Origin of the sequence: Chloracidobacterium sp. D (assembly GCF_018304685.1) — a bacterium.
In the GTDB taxonomy this organism is placed as follows: domain Bacteria; phylum Acidobacteriota; class Blastocatellia; order Chloracidobacteriales; family Chloracidobacteriaceae; genus Chloracidobacterium; species Chloracidobacterium thermophilum.
Map to the genome: position 1 here is coordinate 1,383,479 of NZ_CP072634.1, position 21,126 is coordinate 1,404,604.

General features: G+C 63.6%; 9 protein-coding genes. 8 read left to right on the forward strand and 1 reads right to left on the reverse strand.

Annotation, left to right across the window (positions count from 1 at the left end; genetic code table 11):
- Nucleotides 1-16: 16 nt before the first annotated feature.
- From J8C01_RS05820 to J8C01_RS05830, 3 genes are read left to right on the forward strand one after another with little or no spacing between them, the layout of a single operon-like run.
- Entirely contained in the window at nucleotides 17-2,293 is a 2,277-nt protein-coding gene (locus J8C01_RS05820; protein WP_211431299.1) for a carbohydrate binding family 9 domain-containing protein, read from the forward strand.
- Nucleotides 2,294-2,353: 60 nt separating this feature from the next.
- Complete coding sequence (locus tag J8C01_RS05825) at nucleotides 2,354-3,259, forward strand: hypothetical protein (RefSeq protein WP_211431300.1); 906 nt, start codon at nucleotides 2,354-2,356, stop codon at nucleotides 3,257-3,259.
- Nucleotides 3,260-3,293: 34 nt separating this feature from the next.
- Complete coding sequence (locus tag J8C01_RS05830) at nucleotides 3,294-6,011, forward strand: S9 family peptidase (protein ID WP_249355397.1); 2,718 nt, start codon at nucleotides 3,294-3,296, stop codon at nucleotides 6,009-6,011.
- A gap of 10 nt (nucleotides 6,012-6,021) precedes the next feature.
- Here the strand turns inward: J8C01_RS05830 and J8C01_RS05835 are convergent, their stop codons facing one another.
- Nucleotides 6,022-8,154 carry a sensor histidine kinase gene (locus J8C01_RS05835; RefSeq protein ID WP_211431302.1) on the reverse strand — a complete coding sequence of 711 codons (2,133 nt, stop codon included), beginning with the start codon at nucleotides 8,152-8,154 and terminating at the stop codon, nucleotides 6,022-6,024.
- 173 nt (nucleotides 8,155-8,327) lie between these two features.
- Between J8C01_RS05835 and J8C01_RS05840 the strand changes: the two genes are divergently transcribed.
- From J8C01_RS05840 to J8C01_RS05860, 5 genes are all read left to right on the forward strand, one after another.
- Nucleotides 8,328-11,885, forward strand: coding sequence for a helicase-related protein (locus J8C01_RS05840; RefSeq protein WP_211431303.1), 3,558 nt, complete (start codon nucleotides 8,328-8,330; stop codon nucleotides 11,883-11,885).
- Nucleotides 11,882-15,499, forward strand: coding sequence for an REP-associated tyrosine transposase (locus tag J8C01_RS05845; RefSeq protein WP_211431304.1), 3,618 nt, complete (start codon nucleotides 11,882-11,884; stop codon nucleotides 15,497-15,499). Before J8C01_RS05840 ends, J8C01_RS05845 begins: the two co-directional genes overlap by 4 nt.
- A gap of 8 nt (nucleotides 15,500-15,507) precedes the next feature.
- A complete protein-coding gene (locus tag J8C01_RS05850; RefSeq protein ID WP_211431305.1) occupies nucleotides 15,508-18,834 on the forward strand; it encodes a Swt1 family HEPN domain-containing protein in 3,327 nt (1,108 codons plus the stop codon).
- Between the two features lie 163 nt (nucleotides 18,835-18,997).
- Nucleotides 18,998-20,458: an ATP-binding protein gene (locus J8C01_RS05855; protein ID WP_211431306.1), complete on the forward strand. Its 1,461-nt coding sequence runs from the start codon at nucleotides 18,998-19,000 to the stop codon at nucleotides 20,456-20,458.
- A complete protein-coding gene (locus J8C01_RS05860; protein ID WP_211431307.1) occupies nucleotides 20,458-21,084 on the forward strand; it encodes a response regulator transcription factor in 627 nt (208 codons plus the stop codon). Before J8C01_RS05855 ends, J8C01_RS05860 begins: the two co-directional genes overlap by 1 nt.
- Nucleotides 21,085-21,126: the final 42 nt, after the last annotated feature.

Consider the following 21,126-nt stretch of genomic DNA (forward strand, 5'->3'; position numbering starts at 1 on the left):
GAAACAACGTGCGGTTGTGACCAACAACCTTCTGATGCGCCTCGCCCACGTTGTGTGTCTGTGCCGGATGGACCAGGTCTGGCAGAGTCCGGTGCGCATCCGTGGGCTGATGGCTTTTGGGCTAGTGGTCTGGATGCTGTGGGGGGATTCCGCCGCCCAAGCGCAGAATGTGGCCATCGAACCCCGTCCCTCGGTGCGCATCACCCGGACGGATGAGGCGATCACGATTGACGGTCGTCTTGACGAACCGGCCTGGGAAACGGCCGAGGTTATCCGCGACTTTCGCCAGCAGGAACCAGTGGAAGGTGCGCCTCCAACCGAGAAAACCGAGTGCCGCCTGCTGTACGACAAGACCTGCGTTTATATTGGCATCCGGTGTTTTGACAGCGAGCCGGACAAAATCAACGCTCGCGATCTGAACCGCGATTCCAGCTTTGGCAACGACGACAAAGTTGTGGTGCTGCTGGATACCTACCGCGACGGGCGCAACGCCTACCGGTTTTCCGTCAATCCCCTGGGAACGCAGTCCGATGCCCTCATTACCGACGAAGGCCGGGATTTCAACCTGGCCTGGGATACGCAGTGGCTTTCGGGGGCGACCCGCGACCAGGAAGGCTGGGCGGCCGAAATGGCCATTCCCCTTGTGAGTCTGCGGTTTCGCAAAGGGGCCGATACGTGGGGCTTCAATGTCTCGCGCATCATCCGGCGCAAGAACGAAATTGTGCTCTGGACAAGCTGGCAGCGGGCTTTCGGATTGTTGCGCGTTTCCCAGGCCGGCGTGCTGACCGGCGTGGAAGGCATTATCCGTTCCCGGCTGGTGGAAATCAAGCCATACGTCACGGGGCGTCTCCGCCAGAATGTGCCGGACCCGCTCGGCAATCGTTTTGAGCAGGGCCTTTCCGGTGCCGTTGGCGTTGAAGTCGCGCGCGTGGGGATTACGCCCTCCGTGACGGCCGAATTGACCGTCAACCCTGACTTTGGGCAGGCGGAAGTGGACCAGCAGGTGGTCAACCTGACGCGCTTTTCGGTGTTTTTTCCCGAAAGGCGTGATTTTTTCCTCGAAAATGCCGGCATCTTCCTGTTTGGGCGACCTGGTGTGAATCAGATGTTTTTCACCCGCCGGATTGGTCTGACCGATAACGGCGCGCCGCTGCCGATTGACTTCGGGGCCAAGGTGACGGGCAAGGCCGGGAAGTGGAACCTCGGATTTTTGCACGTGGAGACACGCCCGCTGCGGAAAGTCCAGCCGGATGGAACGGAACGGGTTGCCGTACCGCGCGAGCGCTTTACCGTGGCGCGGGTCAAGCGCGATGTGGGCACGCGGTCGAATGTCGGCGCCATTGCCCTCAATCGTCAGGGGGGCGAAGGCCGGCCCTACAACCGTGGCGTGGGTCTCGATGCCCAGATCAACTTCAACGACTACTGGACAAGCTACGCCTTCTTCGCCAAGACCTTTTCTCCCGGTTTGCGCGGTGATGCCACAACCTTTCGCGTACAGAGCGGCTATGACACGAATCAGATGCGGCTCTTTGGGATATATGAGGAAATCGGCCGCAACTACAACCCGGAAATGGGTTTTGTCCTGCGCCGGGATGTGCGCCAGTACTTCGGGGATGGCGCCTACAAGTGGCGGCCGCCTGCTGTAGCCAAAACCATCCGTGAGATTCGATTTGAAGGATTTGGGGAGTATTACCAGGACCGCACGACGGGCGACCTCCAGACCCGTACGGTGGCCACGGCCATCAGCGTGGATTTTGCCAATTCGGCGTCGGCGACGATTCGTCCCTGGCGGACGGAAACCGATGTGCTGACCCGTCCGTTTCGGATTCGGCCGGGGATTGTCATTCCACCGGGTTCGTACACCTTCAACCGCCACGGGGCGAGCTTTGGAACGGATCGCAGCCGGCGCATCGTGTTTGACGCAGGGGGCAGTTGGGGCAGCTTCTACAGCGGGCAGCGCCAGGAAGCCAGCGCCGGTCTGACCTGGCGCCCCGACTCCCACCTGTCACTCGAAGCGAGCCACAGCTTCAACGCCGTCCAGTTGCCACAGGGAGGTTTCTCAGCCAACTTGTTCAACGGACGGGTAACGTATAACTTCTCACGAAAGTGGCTTTCGACCTGTCTGGTGCAGGTCAACTCCGCCGCCCGCCTGACTAGCATCAATGCCCGGGTGCGCTATATCTATCGTCCGAACTCGGACGTTTTTTTCATTTACAACCAGACGACCGGCGTGGGTGTCGAGCGTCCCAATCGCCAGTTTCAGATCAAAGTGACCTACGACTTCATCCGCTAAGCCGGGCTGTTATGCCCACCCCTGCCCCATTGCGGGCAACCTGACCCTTGGAGGTTTCTTATGCAGCCTTACCCACCACCCTACAGTCCTTCCCCTTACGCCCCTCCAGCCCCACCCAAAAAGTCGGGTAAAACCTGGTTGTGGGTTCTCGGCGGCTGCGGGTGTTTTTCAGTTCTGGCAATTGCCGTCATCCTTGGCGTCATCCTTCTTGCGGGTTCAGGCGGCGGCGGAATTCCCTCAGACAAGCAGGCGTATGTTGGTGACTGGAGCGGCTCCGAGGCAACGCTTTCCATCAAGCCCGACGGCAAAGTGTTCTGGGAACGGCGGACGGGTTCCAGTTCGTCTAAAATCGAAAATGTCCCGATTCGGCGGTTCATCGGGGATGACTTTGAAGTTGGCGTAGGGCCTTTCACCACCCGGTTTGCGGTGCAGAGTCCTCCAAAACTCACAGCCGGACGCTGGACGATGACAGTTGAAGGGATACAACTGACACGCGCTGGCTCATCCTCTGGGATGCTCTCCGGGACGCCTTCCGGCAGCGGCCCCTCAGACGACAACCGCTCGGGCGACAACCGTTCCGACAGTGGCACCGGCGATGACACTCTGCTGGATGGCGGGAAACAACTCCGTGACCTCAAGATGGCACGCCCGCTTGGCGATGACGACCTGGAGTTTACGTCGTTCTTCACCACACGCGACACCAGGCTGACCTGCGTTGTGTATCCCCGGAAGCTGGAGATTGGGGAAACTTATGGTTCACGCTGGTATGCGGAGCGCGTACCCCAGTTGCCTCCCGACAAGCTCATTGGCGAAGTCAAATCTCCAACGATTACCCCGGAAAACAGCCGGTTGACTTGGATTCAGCTTTCCCTGATTTCAGGTAGCGGCTTCCCGCCGGGTGTGTACCGGGTGGAAGTTGTGAAGGATGGGGCGGTTGTCGGCACAATCCGTTTTACGGTTGAGTAACCCTCTACGGATGGAGGTTGCGATGGAGTGCGACATGAGAAAAGCCGGACGGACGGCGTTCCGGGCGGTATCTCCGGTTTCTCTGGGATACCTGCTGTGCCTTCTGCTGGCCGGAGTGGGGATGAGCCTGCCGGTCCGGGCCGGACTGCCGCCGCTCATTGACCGCCAGCTCATTTTCGGCAATCCCGACCTGGCCGGGGCGCAGTTGTCACCCGATGGGAAATACATGGCGTTTCTCAAGCCCTACCGGGAAACGCTCAACATCTGGGTCAAGCGGACAGACGAACCCTTTACGCAGGCGCGGCCGCTGACGGACTCCACGACGCGCCCACTCCGTAACTTTTTCTGGACGCGCAATGGGCGGTTCATCCTGTACGTGCAGGATCAGGGCGGCGATGAAAATTTCAACCTCTATGCCGTCGATCCAACGGCGGCTCCGGCGGCTGGACGCGACGTGCCGCCCGCACGCGACCTGACCGGCCTCAAGGGCGTGCGCGTGCAAATCTACGCCGTGCCCAGAGACGCCCCGGATGTCGTGTGCCTGGGGATCAACGACCGTGACCCGGCCTGGCACGATGTCTATCAGCTCAGACTTTCGACCGGTGAGCGGACGCTCCTGCGCGAAAACCGGGAGCAAATCTCAGGGTGGTTTTTCGATGAGGCCGGGCAGTTGCGGCTGGCCGTACGGGTGGCGCCCAACGGGGATACGGAAATCCTGCGGGTGGATGCCGACCGCCTGGTGAAGGTCTATGACTGTAGTGTTTTTGAGTCCGCCAGTCCCGTTCGGATGCACGCCGATGGGCAGCGGGTCTATATGGTCACCAACCGGGGCAGCCAGGTTGATCTCAGCCGGCTGGTGCTGTTTGACCCCCGGACGGGCAGGGAAGAGTTGGTGGAAAGCGATCCGCTCGGACGAGTGGATTTTGGTAGCGCCTCATTTTCAGAGGTGACAAATGACCTGGTGGCCACCAGCTACGTTGACGAACGGGTACGCACCTACTGGCGTGACAAGGGGTATGCCCGCGACCACCAGTGGCTTCAGAAACGTCTGCCGGGGAAAGATATTGCGTTTGCTTCCGGCACCCGCGACGAGCAACTGTGGGTGGTCGTGGCCACGAGCGATACCGAACCGGGCGAAACCTATCTGTTCGACCGGCGCACCAGGCGGCTGACGCTTCAGTACCGGCTCTATGACAAGCTGGACCGGCAACACCTGGCGCCGATGAAAGCCATCCGGTATCCCTCCTCGGACGGCCTGGAGATTCCGGCCTACCTGACGCTGCCCAAAGGGGTGCCAGCCAGGAACCTGCCGCTGGTTGTCCTGCCACACGGCGGCCCGTGGGCGCGGGACGTGTGGGGGTATCAGCGGCAGGTGCAGTTTCTGGCCAACCGGGGCTATGCCGTGCTCCAGCCCAACTTCCGGGGTTCGACCGGTTACGGAAAAAAGTTTCTCAATGCCGGCAATGGGCAGTGGGGCGATCTGATGCAGGATGACCTCACGTGGGGTGTCAAGTATCTCGTGGCACAGGGCATTGCCGACCCCAAGCGCATCGGCATCATGGGCGGCAGCTACGGCGGCTACGCCACGCTGGCCGGGGTGGCCTTTACGCCCAAACTCTACGCGGCGGCTGTGGCGATTGTCGCGCCGTCCAATCTCATCACCCTGCTGGAAACCATCCCGCCCTACTGGGAAGCCGCCCGCCGGCTGTTCCACACGCGGATGGGCGATCCCAGCCGGCCGGAAGACCGCGCCCGTATGGAACGGCAGTCGCCGCTCAACGCGGCCGACCGCATTGAGACGCCGCTGATGATCGTCCAGGGGGCCAATGACCCACGGGTGAAAAAATCCGAGGCGGACCAGATCGTAGTCGCTCTGCGGGACCGGGGCTTTCCGGTTGAGTATCTCTGCGCGCCGGATGAAGGTCACGGCTTTGCCCGCCCGGTCAACAACCTGGCGCTCTATGCCGCAACCGAACGGTTTCTGGCGGCCTATCTCAAGGGACGTTTCCAGGAGACCATGCCGGAGGAGGTTGCCGCGCGCCTGAAAGACATCACCGTGGATGTCAAGACCGTAACCCGTCCGGCACGGGGAACCCCGGCAGGGGTGGGGTTGACCCGGCCGGAAAGTGATTTGCAGGCCGGCGTCCTGCGCTATCGCGGAACGATTGAAGTGCCGGGGCAGAGCATTCCCGCCACGGTGGAAACCACAGTTGTGGAAGCTGATGGTCTGTGGGAAGTCCGTGAGGAAACCCGGCTTCCCGTGGGAACGGTCGTGGAGACGACGAAGCTTGAAAAATCCTCTTTGGTGGTACGCGCGCGGCAGGTCAGTCAGGGGCCGCTCACGGTGGATGTGGCGTTCCGGGCTGGCAAAGCAGACGGTTCGGTACAGCTCAACGGCACGCCCCGTCCGCTGGCGGCTGATTTGGGGGGCGAACTGCTGGCCGACGGTGCCGGGCGCTATCTTGTCATCGGGCGCCTGCCGCTGGCGGTTGGCTATACGGCCACGCTGCGCAACTTCAACGTCCAGAACGGCCGCCCGACGCTCGTTCAGCTTCGGGTGGTCGGCATGGAGGAAGCGCAGGTGGCCTCCGGGACGTTCAACACCTACCGCGTGGAACTTACCGATGAAGGCGGCACCCAAACCGTCGTTTGGGTGGATGCGACCACCCGGCTGCCGGTCAGGCTCTCGGTCAAGGGGGCCAGTCTGGGCGGCGCAGCAATTTCTCTCGAACTGGTCGAGTCCCGGTTTTAGGTCTGGACCGTCATGTAAAGACGGCTTCGCCGCTGTCGCCGGTTCCAGCCAGCTCCGGTGCAGCAAGCGAGGTCTGGCCAACTTTGCTGGCCCAGCAGGGAAGGGTCACGGTGAAGGTGCTGCCGACCCCGACCTGGCTTTTGACGGTTACATTGCCGTCGTGGGCCGCGACAATCCGCTTGACGATGGCCAAGCCCAGCCCAAACCCGACGTGCTTTTTGCCCTGTCCGCCTTGGCGGTAGGGGTCAAACAGAAACGGCAGTTCGGCAGCCGGGATGCCCTTGCCCGTGTCGGTAATGGACACTTCGACAAAGGACAAACCGGCTTCGACACCTTCGCCGACAACTTCCTGTGCCGTAACTGTAATTCTGCCGTCGGGCGGGGTGAACTTGGCCGCGTTGGTCAGCAGGTTCATAAACACCCGCTCCAGCTTGCGGCTGTCGCCAGCGACGGCAGGCAGGTTGGGAGGCAGATCGCGGACAAACGTCAGCGGGTGTGGCGCACCGAGGCGGGTATTTTCAATGCATTGCTGAAGTAATGGCACTAGATCAAGCAACTGGAGATCAAGGGTTAACGACTGAGATTCCGTGCGGGCAAGTTCCAGCAGGTCGTTGATGAGGTCAAGCGTCCGCTGGACGTTGCCCTGGGAAGCGCGTACGAGTTCAAGCAGGTCCGGGTCATGGCCGGGCAGAACTTCTTCGATGAGTTCGAGCGTCCCCTTGACGGCTGCCAGCGGAGAACGCAGGTCATGGACAAGCATGGCCGTGAACTCGGACTTGATGCGATCAAGTTCCATGAGACGCGCATTGGCAGCTTCGGCTTCGGCCCGGCGCTGTTCGGCCTCCCGCCGCGCCTCTTCACGTGCCAGAAGCGCCTGATTGAGTTCTTCGTTGGCTTGCTTGAGCTGCCGGTTGAAGGCTTCTGAAAGCGACACTTCAACCTTCCGCCGTTCGGCTTCGGCCTGCGCCGCTTCCTTTTCCTGCTGAAGCTGGGCCACGCGGGCGACCAGCCCTACGGACAGGAACAGGCCCTGAACGACCGTGCCAAGGTGCAGCACCGACGGCCAGGCAATGGCGGGCGAAAGCACTCCGGCCGTCCGCAGCGTGTTGAGCAGAACGGCCAGCACCACCGCCGACCACGCCAGCAGGAAATACAGCGCCGGCCGGTAGCCCTGACGCAGCGGCCCAATGGAAGAAAACAGTCCCGGCAGCACCCCCAGTGCCATAAGATAAGTTGAAATCCTGGCTACGGTCTGTGTCGGAGCAATGGCGGCAATGGCGGCCATGCTGAAAAACACCCCTGCCAACACACTCAGTCCACGGTTACAGAAGTTTTGCAGGCAAAGGTACTTGCGGGTAAAGAGGGCAGCCATGCCGCAGGCCGCGTTGCCAAAAACAAGCCGCAGCCGCAGTCCTTCCACAAGCAGGCCGCCAAAGAACCACTCCTGAAGCTGAGTGGCAAAGCCATCCACACAGGCCTGAAACAGGCCGATGCAGGTGACATAGCCGGCAAAGAAAATGTTGGTCTGATCGTGGGCGCCAAAAAAGAATGCCGCGTTATAAATGAGAAGGATAAGGAGAAAGCCGTAGTAAGCTCCCAGGAAAAAGGTATGGACACGGTCCTTGCGGCCGTGTTCGAGTGGCTTCCAGAGAGCAGCCGAAAAGGTCAATGCCCCCTTGGTTTCGACGCGCAGGTAGATGGTCTGTTCGGCGTGGGCCGGCAGGGAGATGGGGAACACCGGCAGGCGGTGGCGAACGGCCCGGATTGAAAAGGGCAACTCGTCTCCAGCAGCAAGGCAGGTGAATCCTTCGGTGTCAGTGCGGGGCAGGTAGGCTTCGACGCGGCCCAGATAGGGTTGTTCGACCTCAATGACCCGCTCCACCGGATACGCCAGATTGTTTCGCAGGCGCAGGCGGAACCAGTAGGCCGAGGACGTATAGCCCAGGTTGAGGTAGTCGGTAGCTACCGGAGTGAAGGGAAGCGGTTGGCGGGCCACCTGCTCGATGGTGAGTTGCCGGGTGGGGTCTTCCAGTTGATCGAGTTGGGCCGTAAGCGGTTGACTGTCCGGACGGTCGCTGATCACAACCGGGTTGGCCGGCGCTGTATGTCCGGCTGCCAGTAACAGGGCCAGTACCAGAAGCAACCTTCTCCAGGGTGGAGGCCGATGGGTGTGTAGTTTCCCGGATAGCATAAAACGTCTTTTGCAATGGTTGGGCTGAATGGATGGCCCGAAGTGTAGCCAGCGCGTCATCGCTTTTCCAATTTGGTATGCCCCTGCTGTCAGAAACGCCCTGCCCGAAATAAGAGGACGCACGGATGTTGAAACTTGAGGAACTGACCCCCGGTGCAAGTGTCCGGGGTATCCTGCCCTATTCGGCGGTCACTGTCGTCAGCGTGCAGTGGCACGGCTCGGAGGCGCTGGCGCTGGTGTACCGCGATGCGGGCGGTCAGGTGGACGAAGAGCTGCTCTTTCGCCAGGATGAGGAGCGCCTTGAGATTGTCGCGCTGGGCCGCCCGTGGAGCTTTGACGGTAACGGCGCGGCTTTCCGTCTGGTCGCGGAGGCGCACCGCATCCGCCTCGCTTACCTCTTCGATCCGCTTCTGGCCGTGCATACCTCGCTGGTGGAGCCACTGCCGCACCAGATCACGGCGGTTTACGAAGCCATGCTCCCGCGTCAGCCGTTGCGCTTTCTGCTGGCCGACGACCCCGGAGCCGGCAAAACCATCATGGCAGGCCTGCTTATCCGGGAGCTGATTGTCCGGGGCGATCTGGAACGCTGCCTGATTGTCTGCCCCGGAAACCTGGTGGAGCAGTGGCAGGATGAACTGGCGCGGCGCTTTCACCTGCCGTTCGAGATACTGACGAACGACAAACTGGAAGCCGCCCGCACCGGCAACTGGTTTCTCGAACAAAACCTGGTCATTGCCCGACTGGACAAACTCGCGCGCGACGAACAAGCGCAGCAAAAGCTGGCTGCGCCCACCAACCGCTACGACCTCGTGGTGATGGACGAAGCCCACAAACTCGCCGCCAGTTTCTCCGGCGGTGAGATCAAGTACACCAAACGCTACCGCCTTGGCCAGTTGCTCTCCGGCCTGACGCGGCATTTTCTGTTGCTGACCGCCACGCCCCACAACGGCAAAGAAGAGGACTTTCAACTTTTCCTTGCGCTGCTGGATGAAGATCGCTTCGAGGGCCGCTTCCGCGATGGCGTCCACCGGGTGGATACCAGCGACCTGATGCGGCGGATGGTGAAGGAAAACCTGCTCACCTTCGACGGTGCGCCGCTGTTCCCGGAGCGCATCGCTTACACCGTTCCATACAAACTCTCCGATGCCGAGGCAGACCTGTACCGGGAGGTGACGGAGTATGTGCGGGAGGAGTGGGGCCGCGCCGAAGCGCTCCGGGATGACCGCCGGGCGGGCACGGTGGGCTTTGCGCTGACCATCCTCCAGCGCCGCCTGGCCTCATCCCCGGAGGCCATCTACCAATCGCTGCGCCGGCGACGTGAGCGGTTGGAAAAACGGCTGCGCGAGCTGGAACTGTTGCGTCGCGATGGTGCGGTGGCCATGAACGGTGGCGCTATCTTCGACGCCGAAAAGCTCGAAGACCTGGAGGACGCGCCGGAGAGCGAGATTGAAGCTGCCGAGGAGGAGGTTCTCGATCAGGCGACGGCCGCCAGCACGATGGACGAACTCCGGCGGGAAATCCAGGCGCTCGGACGGCTGGAAGCTCTTGCGGCTCAGGTGCGAAGAAGCGGCGCGGATACCAAGTGGCGGCAACTGTCCGAACTGCTGGACGAAATCTTCACCACGCCCTCCCCGGAAGCCGCCCTCCCGAAAGCCGGGAAATACGTTCCTCCGGCGGTGTCCTCGCCACGCCAGAAGCTGGTGGTGTTTACCGAACACCGGGATACGCTGGGCTACCTGCAGCGCCGAATCGGCGACCGCTTCGGGCGCCCGGAAGCGGTGGCGATCATTCACGGCGGCATGGGACGTGAGGAACGGCGTCAGGCGCAGGAGCGCTTTCTTCATGACCCGGAGGTGCGGGTGCTGCTGGCCACCGATGCCGCTGGCGAGGGGATCAATCTGCAACGGGCGCACCTGATGGTCAATTACGACCTGCCCTGGAATCCCAACCGCCTGGAGCAACGGTTCGGCCGCATCCACCGCATCGGCCAGACCGAGGTCTGCCATCTGTGGAACCTGGTTGCGGCCGAAACCCGTGAGGGGGATGTGTACCGGCGGCTGCTGGAAAAGCTCGAAGAGGCGCGGCAGGCCCTGGGCGGGCAGGTGTTTGATGTGCTGGGCAGGCTGCACTTCGAGGGCCACTCCCTACGGGAGTTGATGATTGAAGCCGTCCGCTACGGCGACCAGCCCGAAGTCCGGGCGCGCCTGACCCGGGCCATTGAACACGCTGTGAATCGTGACCATCTGCAGGACCTGCTCGAAGAGCGGGCGCTGGCCCACGACACCATGGACATCAGCCGTGTGACCCGCGTGCGGGAGGACATGGCGCGGGCTGAGGCACGCCGCCTGCAACCACACTACGTCGAGTCATTTTTTCTGGAGGCTTTCCGGCGTCTGGGCGGAAGCCTCCGCGAGCGCGAGCCGCGCCGCTACGAGATTACTCACGTACCGGCACTGCTGCGCCGACGCCATCGCCAGCCGGGCGCTGGCGACCCGGTGCTGGAGCGCTACGAGCGAGTGGTTTTCGAGAAGCACCTGATGGCCCCGGCGGGCCAGCCGCTCGCCGCCTTTGTCTGTCCGGGACATCCCCTGCTGGAAGCCGTACTCGCTCTCACCCTTGAACGACACGGCGACCTTCTGAAACGCGGCGCGGTGCTGGTGGATGACCGTGACCCATCCACGAGTCCACGGGTGCTTTTTTTCCTGAAGCACGCCATTCAGGATGCCAGCCGGTTGTCTTCGGGAGCGCGGCAGACGCTCTCGCGCCGGCTGCTCTACGTTGAACTGGACGCCGAAGGCCGCGCCCGACATCTGCACTACGCGCCCTATCTGGACTATCGTCCTCTGCGCGACGACGAGCCGGATGCGCTGACCATCCTCAAGCAGCCCCAGTGCGCGTGGATTACCGGTGATCTTGAGCAACACGCCCAGAGCCATGCCATCGCCACGCTCGTTCCCGAACATGTGCGTGAAGTCCGCGAGCGACGCCTGGCCCAGATCGAAAAAATCCGCACGGCGGTCAAAGATCGCCTCACCAAGGAAATCGCCTACTGGGACCGCCGGGCCGAGGAGCTGAAGCTAATGGAGCAGTCCGGTAAGCCGGGGTCCCGGCTCAACTCGCAGGAAGCCCGCCGCCGGGCCGACGAACTTCAGTCCCGCCTTGAGCGGCGCCTGTCCGAACTGGAGAACGAGTCCCGGATTTCAGCCCTGCCGCCGGTGGTGCTGGGTGGGGCGGTGATCATTCCGGCCGGGCTGCTCGCCCACGTGACCGGCAAGCCAGCGACAGTGACAGACACCCCGGCTGACACGCAGGCCGTGGCCGCCCGCGCCCGCGCCATCGTGATGGACGTTGAGCGGCAGCTTGGTTTTGAGCCGACCGACCGGGAGTTCGAGCGGCTGGGCTACGACATCGAGAGCCGCGACCCGAAAACCGGCCGGCTGCGCTTCCTGGAGGTCAAGGGCCGGGTCAGTGGAGCCGCCACAATCACCGTCACCAGAAATGAGATTCTCACCTCGCTCAACAAGCCCGATGACTTTATTCTGGCCCTGGTGGAGTTCCAGGAGGGTGGCAGGCACCGGGTGAGCTACCTGCGGCGTCCGTTCCAGCGCGAGCCCGACTTTGGCGTTACCAGCGTGAACTACGACTTTGCTGTCCTCCTAGCCAGGGCCGAGGAGCCAAGATGAGAAAGAAGCTGATCGAAGTTGCACTCCCGCTCGAGGCCATCAACGCCGCCAGCGCTCGTGAGAAGTCCATTCGCCACGGCCACCCCAGCACCCTGCACCTGTGGTGGGCGCGCCGTCCGCTGGCTGCGGCCCGGGCCGTCATCTTTGCCCAGATGGTGGATGATCCCGCCAGTGTGCCGGAGGAATTTCCCACCCCGGAAGCACAGGAGAGGGAACGCCAGCGCCTCTTTCGCCTGCTTGAGCAGCTTGTACAGTGGGAAAACACCACCAACGAGGAAGTGCTCGAAAGCGCCCGGCGCGAAATCCGCCGGAGTTGGGCGCGGCACTGCCTTGGCGCAGCGGCCGCACGCCTCTCAGACGACGACATTGTGGCTGCGATCAATGCGGGCAGGATGCCCGCGCTCCCAGGTTTTCACGATCCCTTTGCCGGCGGGGGTGCGCTGCCGCTGGAGGCGCAGCGGCTGGGACTCGAAGCCTGGGCCAGCGACCTCAACCCCGTGGCCGTGCTGATCAACAAGGCCATGATCGAGATTCCGCCCCGGTTTGCGGGCCAGCCGCCGGTGAACCCCGAGGCGCGCCAGGACAAGCAACTCTTCGCCCGCGAGTGGAAGGGCGCGCAGGGTCTGGCCGAGGACGTGCGCTACTACGGCCAGTGGATGCGCGCTGAGGCGGAGAAACGCATCGGACACCTGTACCCGAAGGTGGAAGTGACCGCGGCGATGGCCGCGGACCGCCCCGACCTCCAACCGCTCGTGGGCCAAAAGCTCACCGTGATTGCCTGGTTGTGGGCGCGGACGGTCAAAAGCCCCAATCCGGCTTTTGCGGATGTGGATGTGCCGCTGGTTTCCACCTTCATCCTCTCCAGCAAGGCGGGCAAGGAGGCGTACGTCGAGCCAATTATCCTGGCGTCCCGCCCGCGACTTGTGGCGGGCGAGACGCCCGCCCTCCCAGGGACGCCCGCGCTCCCAGGGTATTACTTCACGGTCAAGGTGGGTAAGCCGCCGGAAAAAGCCAGGAATGGCACCAAGATGGGCGGAAGCGGCAGCTCTTTCCTGTGCCTGCTTTCTGGTACCCCAATCGGATTTGATTACGCACGTGCCGAAGCCATGCAGGGGCGTATGGGAGCGCGATTGATGGCCATCGTCGCGGAAGGACCGAACGGGCGCGTTTATCTGCCGCCTACCGAAGAACACGAAGCCATTGCACGCTCAGCGCAACCGACGTGGAAACCTGAGACGCCATTACCTGAAAAGGCCCTTGGGTTTCGTGTTCAGCTCTATGGCATGAAAACCTATGGCGACCTCTTCACCCCCCGCCAGCTTGTGGCGCTGACGACGTTTTCCGATCTGGTGGCCGAAGCGATGGAAAAGTGCCGCGAGGACTACCTGGGAGCGCGGGCGTCCCGCCCGCGAACCATCTGGCACTCCCGCGGCCGTCTCCCTCACTTCGAGGCCGGCGAGGTGCCCCAGCACATCACCTTTCGCCTCCACGACAGCCTGCCGCGCGAGCTGCTTGCCCGCTGGCAGGACGAGCTGGCGCGCCTGCCCGAAGATGAGCAGGCACTTGAACGCCGCAAGCGCATTGAAGCCGCGCTCGACGCCGGGCACGGCGCCTGCTGGCTGCGCGATCCGCACATTGCGGAGCTGGTGGAGCAGTCCCTTCTTCACTTTGACGGCGAGCGCTACGCGCTGCACGCCTGGTGCGTGATGCCCAACCACGTCCACGTACTGGTGACGCCGCTCCACGGCAACAGCCTGTCGTCCATCCTGCACGGGTGGAAATCGTTTACGGCCAAGGAGGCCAACCGGCGGCTGGGGCGCGAGGGGCCGTTTTGGATGGAGGAATACTTTGATCGCGCCATACGCGACGAAAACCACTTCCGGCGTGTGGTGGAGTACATCGGGAACAACCCCGTCAAGGCTGGATTGTGCCCGGAGCCTTCGGCGTGGCGGTGGAGCAGCGCCTGGGAGGGCGGGCGTCCCGCCCGCCATGACTCGCGGGCGGGACGCCCGCGCTCCCAGGATGCGATCCCCTTGCGCGACGGCGGCACCGGCGCGACGGCGTATGCGGAGGCGGTGGGGGTGTATCTGGCGTTTGCGGTGGATAAGTGCGCCGATTACTGGTCCAGCATTTGTAGCTGGCACAGTTCAGGCGAGAAGATGCGTAACACCTTCGGACGTCAGGCGATTCCGATGGTGTGGGATTTTGCCGAGGCAAACCCATTATGTGATTCATCGGGTAACTGGATGGCAATGGTGGACTGGACTTGGAAGGCTCTAGAGGCAGCGCCAGCACGTGCGGGTGGGGCAGCAGCTCAGGACGACGCGCAGTCGCAATCTGTCAGCGCCGACAAAATCGTCTCCACTGACCCGCCCTACTACGACAACATCGGCTACGCCGACCTTTCGGACTTTTTCTACGTCTGGCTGCGCCGCACGCTCAAGCCCGTCTTTCCCGACCTCTTCGCCACGCTCAGCACGCCCAAGGCCGAGGAACTGGTCGCCACGCCCTACCGCCACGGCAGCAAGGAAAAGGCCGAGCAGTTCTTCCTGGACGGCATGACGCAGGCCATGCACCGCCTGGCCGCGCAGGCGCACCCGGCCTTTCCGGTCACCATCTACTACGCCTTCAAGCAGGCTGAAACCCTGGGAACGCGGGCGTCCCGCCCGCGTTTTGTGGCGGGCGGGACGCCCGCCCTCCCAGGGGTGGCCAGTACCGGCTGGGAGACCTTTCTCGACGCCGTGATCCACGCTGGCTTTGCCATCACCGGCACCTGGCCCATGCGCACGGAGCTTGGTAACCGCATGGTGGGTATGGGCACCAACGCCCTTGCTTCCAGCATTGTGCTCGTCTGCCGCCCGCGCCCGAAACATGCTCCCACGGCCACGCGCCGCGAGTTCGTCCAGGCCCTCAAGGACGAGCTGCCGCCGGCGCTGGCCGAGCTGCAAAAGGCCAACATTGCCCCGGTGGACCTGGCGCAGGCCGCCATCGGGCCGGGCATGGCGGTCTTCACGCGGTACGCGCGCGTGCTCGACGCCGAGGGGCAGCCCGTCCCGGTCCGCGAGGCGCTGGCGCTCATCAACCAGACCCTCGACGAGGTGCTGACCGCGCAGGAAGGCGACTTCGATGCCGATACGCGCTGGGCGGTGGCGTGGTTTGAACAGTACGGCTTTGACGAGAGAGAGTTCGGTGTGGCCGAGACGCTCTCCAAAGCCAAAAACACCAGCGTGGACGGCATGGTTGAAGCCGGTATCCTTGCCTCGCGGCGCGGCAGGGTGCGGCTTCTGAAGCCCGAAGAACTGCCGGCCGACTGGGACCCGGCCACGGACCCGCGCCTGACCGACTGGGAGATCGTGCATCACCTGATCCGGGTGCTGGAGCGGGAGGGCGAGCCTGGCGCGGCCGGACTGGTGGCCAGACTCGGCGCCCGGGCCGAGATTGCGCGCGAGCTGGCCTACCGGCTCTATACCGTGTGCGAGCGCCGGAAGCGGGCGGCGGAAGGACTTTCGTACAATGCGCTGGTGCAGAGTTGGCCGGAGATAGCGCGGCTGGCGGCCGAAAGCCGCACGACACGCCCGGCTCAGGAGACGCTTTTTGAGCATACGGAGGCTTGAGGCTGGCGATGACCAATCAGGAACGGGTGGGGAAGGGACTGGAACTGCTGCGTGAAGGGCTGGCGCCCTACGTTGAGCGCGAAGTGCAGGAGGCGGTGCGGGCGGGCGCGGTGAACATGGAGACGGCGCGTCGCTTCGCCGATGACCCGTCGCTCAAGAACAAGCCCATCGCTGAGTGGGACGCGGCGGGTCTGCTCAAGCTGATGTGGGAAACCTGGAACGACGTGTTCCGCAAGACCCTGGGCTTCGCCGAACGTTCGCTGGTCAGCGAGCTGCGCGATTGGCGCAACCGGTGGGCGCACCAGAGACCGTTTTCCAGCGACGATGCCGACCGCGCGCTCGACTCGATGGAGCGGCTGCTGACAGCCGTTTCAGCTTCGCAGTCCGACGAGGTCAACCGGCTCAAGATGGAGCTGCGCCGCCTGGTTTTCGACGAGCAGGTACGCCACGAGAAACGCAAGGCCGGAGGCTCGTTGATCGAGGTTTCCGCCGACGGCAGCCGGCTCAAGCCCTGGCGCGAGGTGGTCGCGCCCCACCCCGACGTGGCCAGTGGTCGCTACCAGCAGGCCGAGTTTGCCGCCGATCTGTGGCAGGTTCACCTGGGCGAGGGCAGTGACGAGTACCAGAATCCCGCCGAGTTCTTTCGCCGCACCTTTCTCACCGCGAGTCTCAAGCGGCTGCTGGTGGGTGCCGTCCAGCGTCTGTCTGGTACGGGTGGCGATCCGGTGGTGCAGCTCCAGACCAACTTTGGCGGCGGCAAAACCCACTCCATGCTGGCGCTCTATCACCTGTTCAGTGGAGTGGCTCCGGCCAGACTGGCGGGGGTGGAGGAACTGATGGCCCACGCCGGTGTGACAGAGTTGCCCAAAGCGCGCCGGGTGGTGCTGGTGGGCAACAAAATTTCGCCCGGCAATCCCGCGCGCAAGCCCGATGGCACGCTGGTGCGCACGCTGTGGGGCGAGCTGGCCTGGCAACTGGGCGGACCGGAAGCCTACGCGCACATTGCGGCGGACGATGAGCGGGCGACCAACCCCGGCGACCGCCTGCGCGAGCTGTTCCGGGACTATGGTCCGTGCCTGATTCTGATTGACGAGTGGGTGGCCTATGCCCGCCAGCTGCACGACGCCGCCGACCTGCCGGGCGGCAGCTTTGAGACCCAGTTCACCTTTGCCCAGGCGCTCACGGAAGCGGCCAAACTGGCCGGCAACTGCCTGCTGGTCATCTCGCTGCCGGCTTCCGACACGCAGGCGGACGATGTGGAGGTGGGCGGTCTGCGGGGGCGCGAGGCCCTTGACCGGCTGCGCAACGTGGTGGGGCGGGTGGAGTCGGCATGGCGGCCCGCCAGTGCCGAAGAGGGCTTCGAGATTGTGCGCCGCCGGCTGTTTGAACCGCTGGCGGGCGCGGAAGCCTTCACCCAGCGCGACCTCACGGCCCGCGCGTTCGCCGAACTGTACCGCGCGCACCCGTCCGAATTTCCCCCCGAATGCAAAGCCATCGGGTACGAACAGCGCATCCAGGCGGCCTATCCCATTCACCCGGAGGTCTTTGACCGCCTCTATGAAGACTGGTCCACGCTGGTCAGATTCCAGCGCACGCGCGGTGTCCTGCGCCTGATGGCGGCGGTGGTTCACAGCCTGTGGGAACAGGGGGACCGCAGCCCGCTGATTCTGCCGTCCACCATTCCGGTGGATGACCCACGGGTACAGTTTGAGCTGACGCGCTACCTGGCGGACAACTGGACACCGATTATCGGGAAGGACGTGGATGGGCCGGGTGCCCTGCCGCTGAAGATTGACGGCGAGCTGCCCAACCTGGGCCGGATTTCGGCCACCCGGCGGGTGGCCCGCACCATTTATCTGGGTTCGGCGCCCACTCCGGCGGCGGCGCACCGGGGGCTTGAGGAGCGCCGGGTGAAGCTCGGCTGTGTGATGCCGGGGGAGTCACCGGCGGTCTTTGGAGATGCGCTCCGGCGGCTGGGGACCGCAGCCACCTACCTCTATCAGGACGGGACGCGCTTCTGGTACGCCACCCAGCCCACCGTGACCAAGCTCGCGGAGGAGCGGGCGGAACAGCTCAAACGTGACCCCGACCGGGTGGCCGTTGAACTCGAAGCCCGTCTCCGCGCCAACGTCAGACAGACCGGCGATTTCGCACGGGTGCACCCGGTGCCACGCACCAGCGCGGACATACCGGACGAACGCGAGGCGCGGCTGGTCATCCTGCCGCCGGAACACGCCTACAGCAGGGAAGGCGACAACGCGGCCGTGAGTGCCGCCCAGGCGATGTTCGAGTCTCGTGGCCAGGCACCCCGGCGCTACCGCAACACCCTGGTCTTCCTGGCGGCCGACAAGGTGCGCCTGCCGGACCTGGAGGATGCCGTACGCGGCTTCCTCGCCTGGCGCTCAATTCTGGATGAGAAAGAGGCGTTGAATCTCGATCCCCACCAGGTACGGCAGGCGGAAACCCGACTCCAGACGGCGGATGTGACGGTGAACGCCCGTCTGCCGGAGACTTACCAGTGGGTTCTGGTACCGGAGCAGCCGACGCCGCAGGCGGCGGTGACGTGGCAGGCGCTGCGGCTGGCCGGCTCTGAGCCGCTGGCCGTGCGCGCCAGTAAAAAACTCAAAAGCGAAGACCGGCTTCTGGGGAAGCTCGGCGCCACCATCCTGCGCAAGCATCTGGATGAGATACCGCTGTGGCGGGGCAACCACGTCCCGGTGCGCCAGCTTGTGGAAGACTTTGCCAGTTATCCCTACCTGCCCCGGCTCATCGGGCCGGAGGTACTCATCCGGGCCATCAGCGACGGCGTGGCGCTGCTCAGTTGGGAAGTTGAGACCTACGCCTACGCCGAAGGCTGGGATGAGACCACGGGCCGGTATCGGGGGCTGCGCGGCGGGCAGCCGGTTCAACTCACACCCGAAGACCCTGGTCTGGTCGTCAGGGCGGATGTGGCCCAACAGCAGCGGGCGGCCGAAATTTCGCCCCAACTGCCGGTCACCGGGGGGAAGGGGGCTGAAATTGCCCCTTCCAGGGCGGATACCGGAGGCAACGGCGATGCCGGCAACCAGGCCGGGGGGACGCTCCCGCCGCCACGCCCCTTGCCACGGCGCTACCATGGCACCGTACGCCTTGATCCGACCCGCGTGGGCCGCGATGCCGGCCGCATTGCCGAGGAAGTCATCGTGCATCTGGCCGGGCAACCCGGCGCCGAGGTGGTGGTTACGCTGGAAATCGAGGTCCGCCTGCCGAATGGGGCCACCGAGCATACGGTGCGGACGGTGATGGAAAACAGTCGCGCCCTGAAGTTTGAGACCTCCGGCTTCGAGATTGACTGACCGCATTCAGGGAACGGGCAGCCCTTTGTTCCGTGGTGCTTTGTCGCCGGGGGGCGTCGTGCCGCCTGGTGGCCGGTGTGGGGGGCATTGGTTTTTCAATCCCCGGTGCGTCCCCAACGGCAGCCAGAATAGTGTGAACGAAAGAGTGGAGTCGTAGCCCGACGTGACACGAAAGCACAACGTACGCCTGGGACCGTGGTTGCGCCGCCTGGCACCCTATGCCGTCGGCGGGATGAGTGTGTGCGCTCTGACCGCAGCAGGTTTTTACCTGAAGGTCCATTCGACGACGGCCGCGCTGCTGTATCTCATCGTCATTGTTCTGGTGGCGCTCCGAACCGGCGCCGCTCCATCGGCGGTGACCGCCCTGCTGGCGTACATTGGACTGGATTCGTTTTTCACCGCGCCCCTGTTTCGTCCGGCGATGAACCAGCCGCTGGATGTCGTCGCACCCATCGTGTTTCTGACGACAGCATTTACCATCAACCGCCTGGCCGCGAAAAACCGCCAGTCGTTTCAGGAGATTCAGTCGCTTCAGGACCAGCTCCGGCTGGTGATGGACACCATACCGGGGTTGGTCTGGAGCGAGTCGCCGAATGGTTCGGTGGAGTTTCTCAACCAGCGTTGGCGTGATTTTCTGGGGGCGTCTTCCGCGCCGGTGACGGATTTGCGGCGCAACCTGCCGGTACATCCGGCAGAAGCCGATGCCCTGGCGGAACAGTGGCAGCAGGCGCGGGAGCGTGGCCGGGCCTTTGAAACGGAAGTCCGGGTGCGCCGCGCCGACGGGGTGTACCGGCGGCTGCGGCTGCACGTCGTTCCGGCCGGCGAACCGGGGCAGGTCGTCAAGTGGTACGGGCTTGGGACGGACATTGAGGACTGGCGTCAGGCGGAAGAGACCCTTGCCAGAGTCGAATCCGAACTGGCTCTGGTGGCCCGCCGGACGCTGCTGGGCGAACTGGCGGCCTCGATTGCCCACGAAATCAACCAGCCGCTTGCGGCGATTGTCACCAACGGGAATGCCTGTCTGCGGTGGCTGGGAGCGACGCCGCCCAACCTCCCGGAAGCCTGGACGACGGTGACGGCCATCATTCGGGATGGCAATCGCGCCGCCGAGATCATTGCACGGATTCGCGCCATGCTGAGCCGGACCGAGTTGAAAAAGGCCACGTTTGACCTGGGGGCAGCGCTGGTTGAAGTCTTGTCCCTCATTCGGAACGATCTCGTCAGGAAGGGCATCACCATCCACACCCGTTTGGCTTCAGACCTCCCGGCCGTTTTTGGTGACCGGGTGCAGTGTCAGCAGGTTGTGCTCAACCTGTTGGTCAATGCGGTGGAGGCGCTGCTTCCGGTGACTGAGCGCCGGCGGGAAATCCGTCTGTCCGCAGAACCCTATGGCGACGGTCAGGTGCTGGTGACGGTGGAAGACAACGGTGTTGGTTTGGGGGAAGCCCACGAAGCCGACATCTTCGATGCGTTTTACACGACGAAACCCGACGGCATGGGGTTGGGATTGGCGATCAGTCGTTCCATCATCGAAAACCATGGCGGCCGCCTGTGGTGCGTTGCCGGCGATGGCTTTGGCGCAAAGTTTCAGTTTACGTTGCTGACCGAGGGCCATGCGGGGTGATGGATTCGCCAATTGTGTACGTGGTTGAGGATGATGTTTCGGTGCGCCAGTCGCTGGAGAACTGGCTGCGCTCGGTCGGCTACCAGGTAGCGTCCTTTGCTTCAGCCGAGGCGTTTCTGCGTGCCGTGCGGGCTGACGACACGCCGGGTTGTCTGGTGCTTGATGTGCGCCTGCCGGGGTTGAGTGGGCTGGATTTGCAGTCCCGCCTGACGGCGGCTGGGGTGGACCTGCCGATCATTTTCATCACCGGTCACGGAGACATTCCCATGTCGGTGCGGGCCATGAAGGCTGGGGCCTTTGAGTTCCTGACCAAGCCGTTTCAGGAGCAGGAGTTGCTTCAGGCCATCGAGCAGGCCATTGCGTATCATCGCCAGTGTTGCGCCCAGCGCGCCGAACTGGCTGCCCTGCGGCAACGCTATGCCACGCTGACCGCCCGCGAACGTGAGGTCATGGCGTTGGTCGTGGCCGGCTGGCTCAACAAGCAGATTGCGGCTGAGCTTGGGACAAGTGAAATCACCGTCAAGGTCCATCGTGGACATGTGATGCGCAAAATGCAGGTGGCCTCTCTCCCGGAATTGGTGCGGGCGGCGGAACGACTGGGGCTTTCCGGTTCCTCGTCGGCCTGAAAGCGCAAGGGTGAGAAACCAAACTTATACCAACGTATAATA

What these genes read in the sequence shown, in the direction of transcription:
- J8C01_RS05845 (WP_211431304.1), top strand. Translation starts at nt 11,882, where the DNA reads ATGAGAAAGAAGCTGATCGAAGTTGCACTCCCGCTCGAGGCCATCAAC.
- J8C01_RS05840 (WP_211431303.1), top strand. Translation starts at nt 8,328, where the DNA reads ATGTTGAAACTTGAGGAACTGACCCCCGGTGCAAGTGTCCGGGGTATC.
- J8C01_RS05825 (WP_211431300.1), top strand. Translation starts at nt 2,354, where the DNA reads ATGCAGCCTTACCCACCACCCTACAGTCCTTCCCCTTACGCCCCTCCA.
- J8C01_RS05850 (WP_211431305.1), top strand. Translation starts at nt 15,508, where the DNA reads ATGACCAATCAGGAACGGGTGGGGAAGGGACTGGAACTGCTGCGTGAA.
- J8C01_RS05830 (WP_249355397.1), top strand. Translation starts at nt 3,294, where the DNA reads ATGAGAAAAGCCGGACGGACGGCGTTCCGGGCGGTATCTCCGGTTTCT.
- J8C01_RS05860 (WP_211431307.1), top strand. Translation starts at nt 20,458, where the DNA reads ATGGATTCGCCAATTGTGTACGTGGTTGAGGATGATGTTTCGGTGCGC.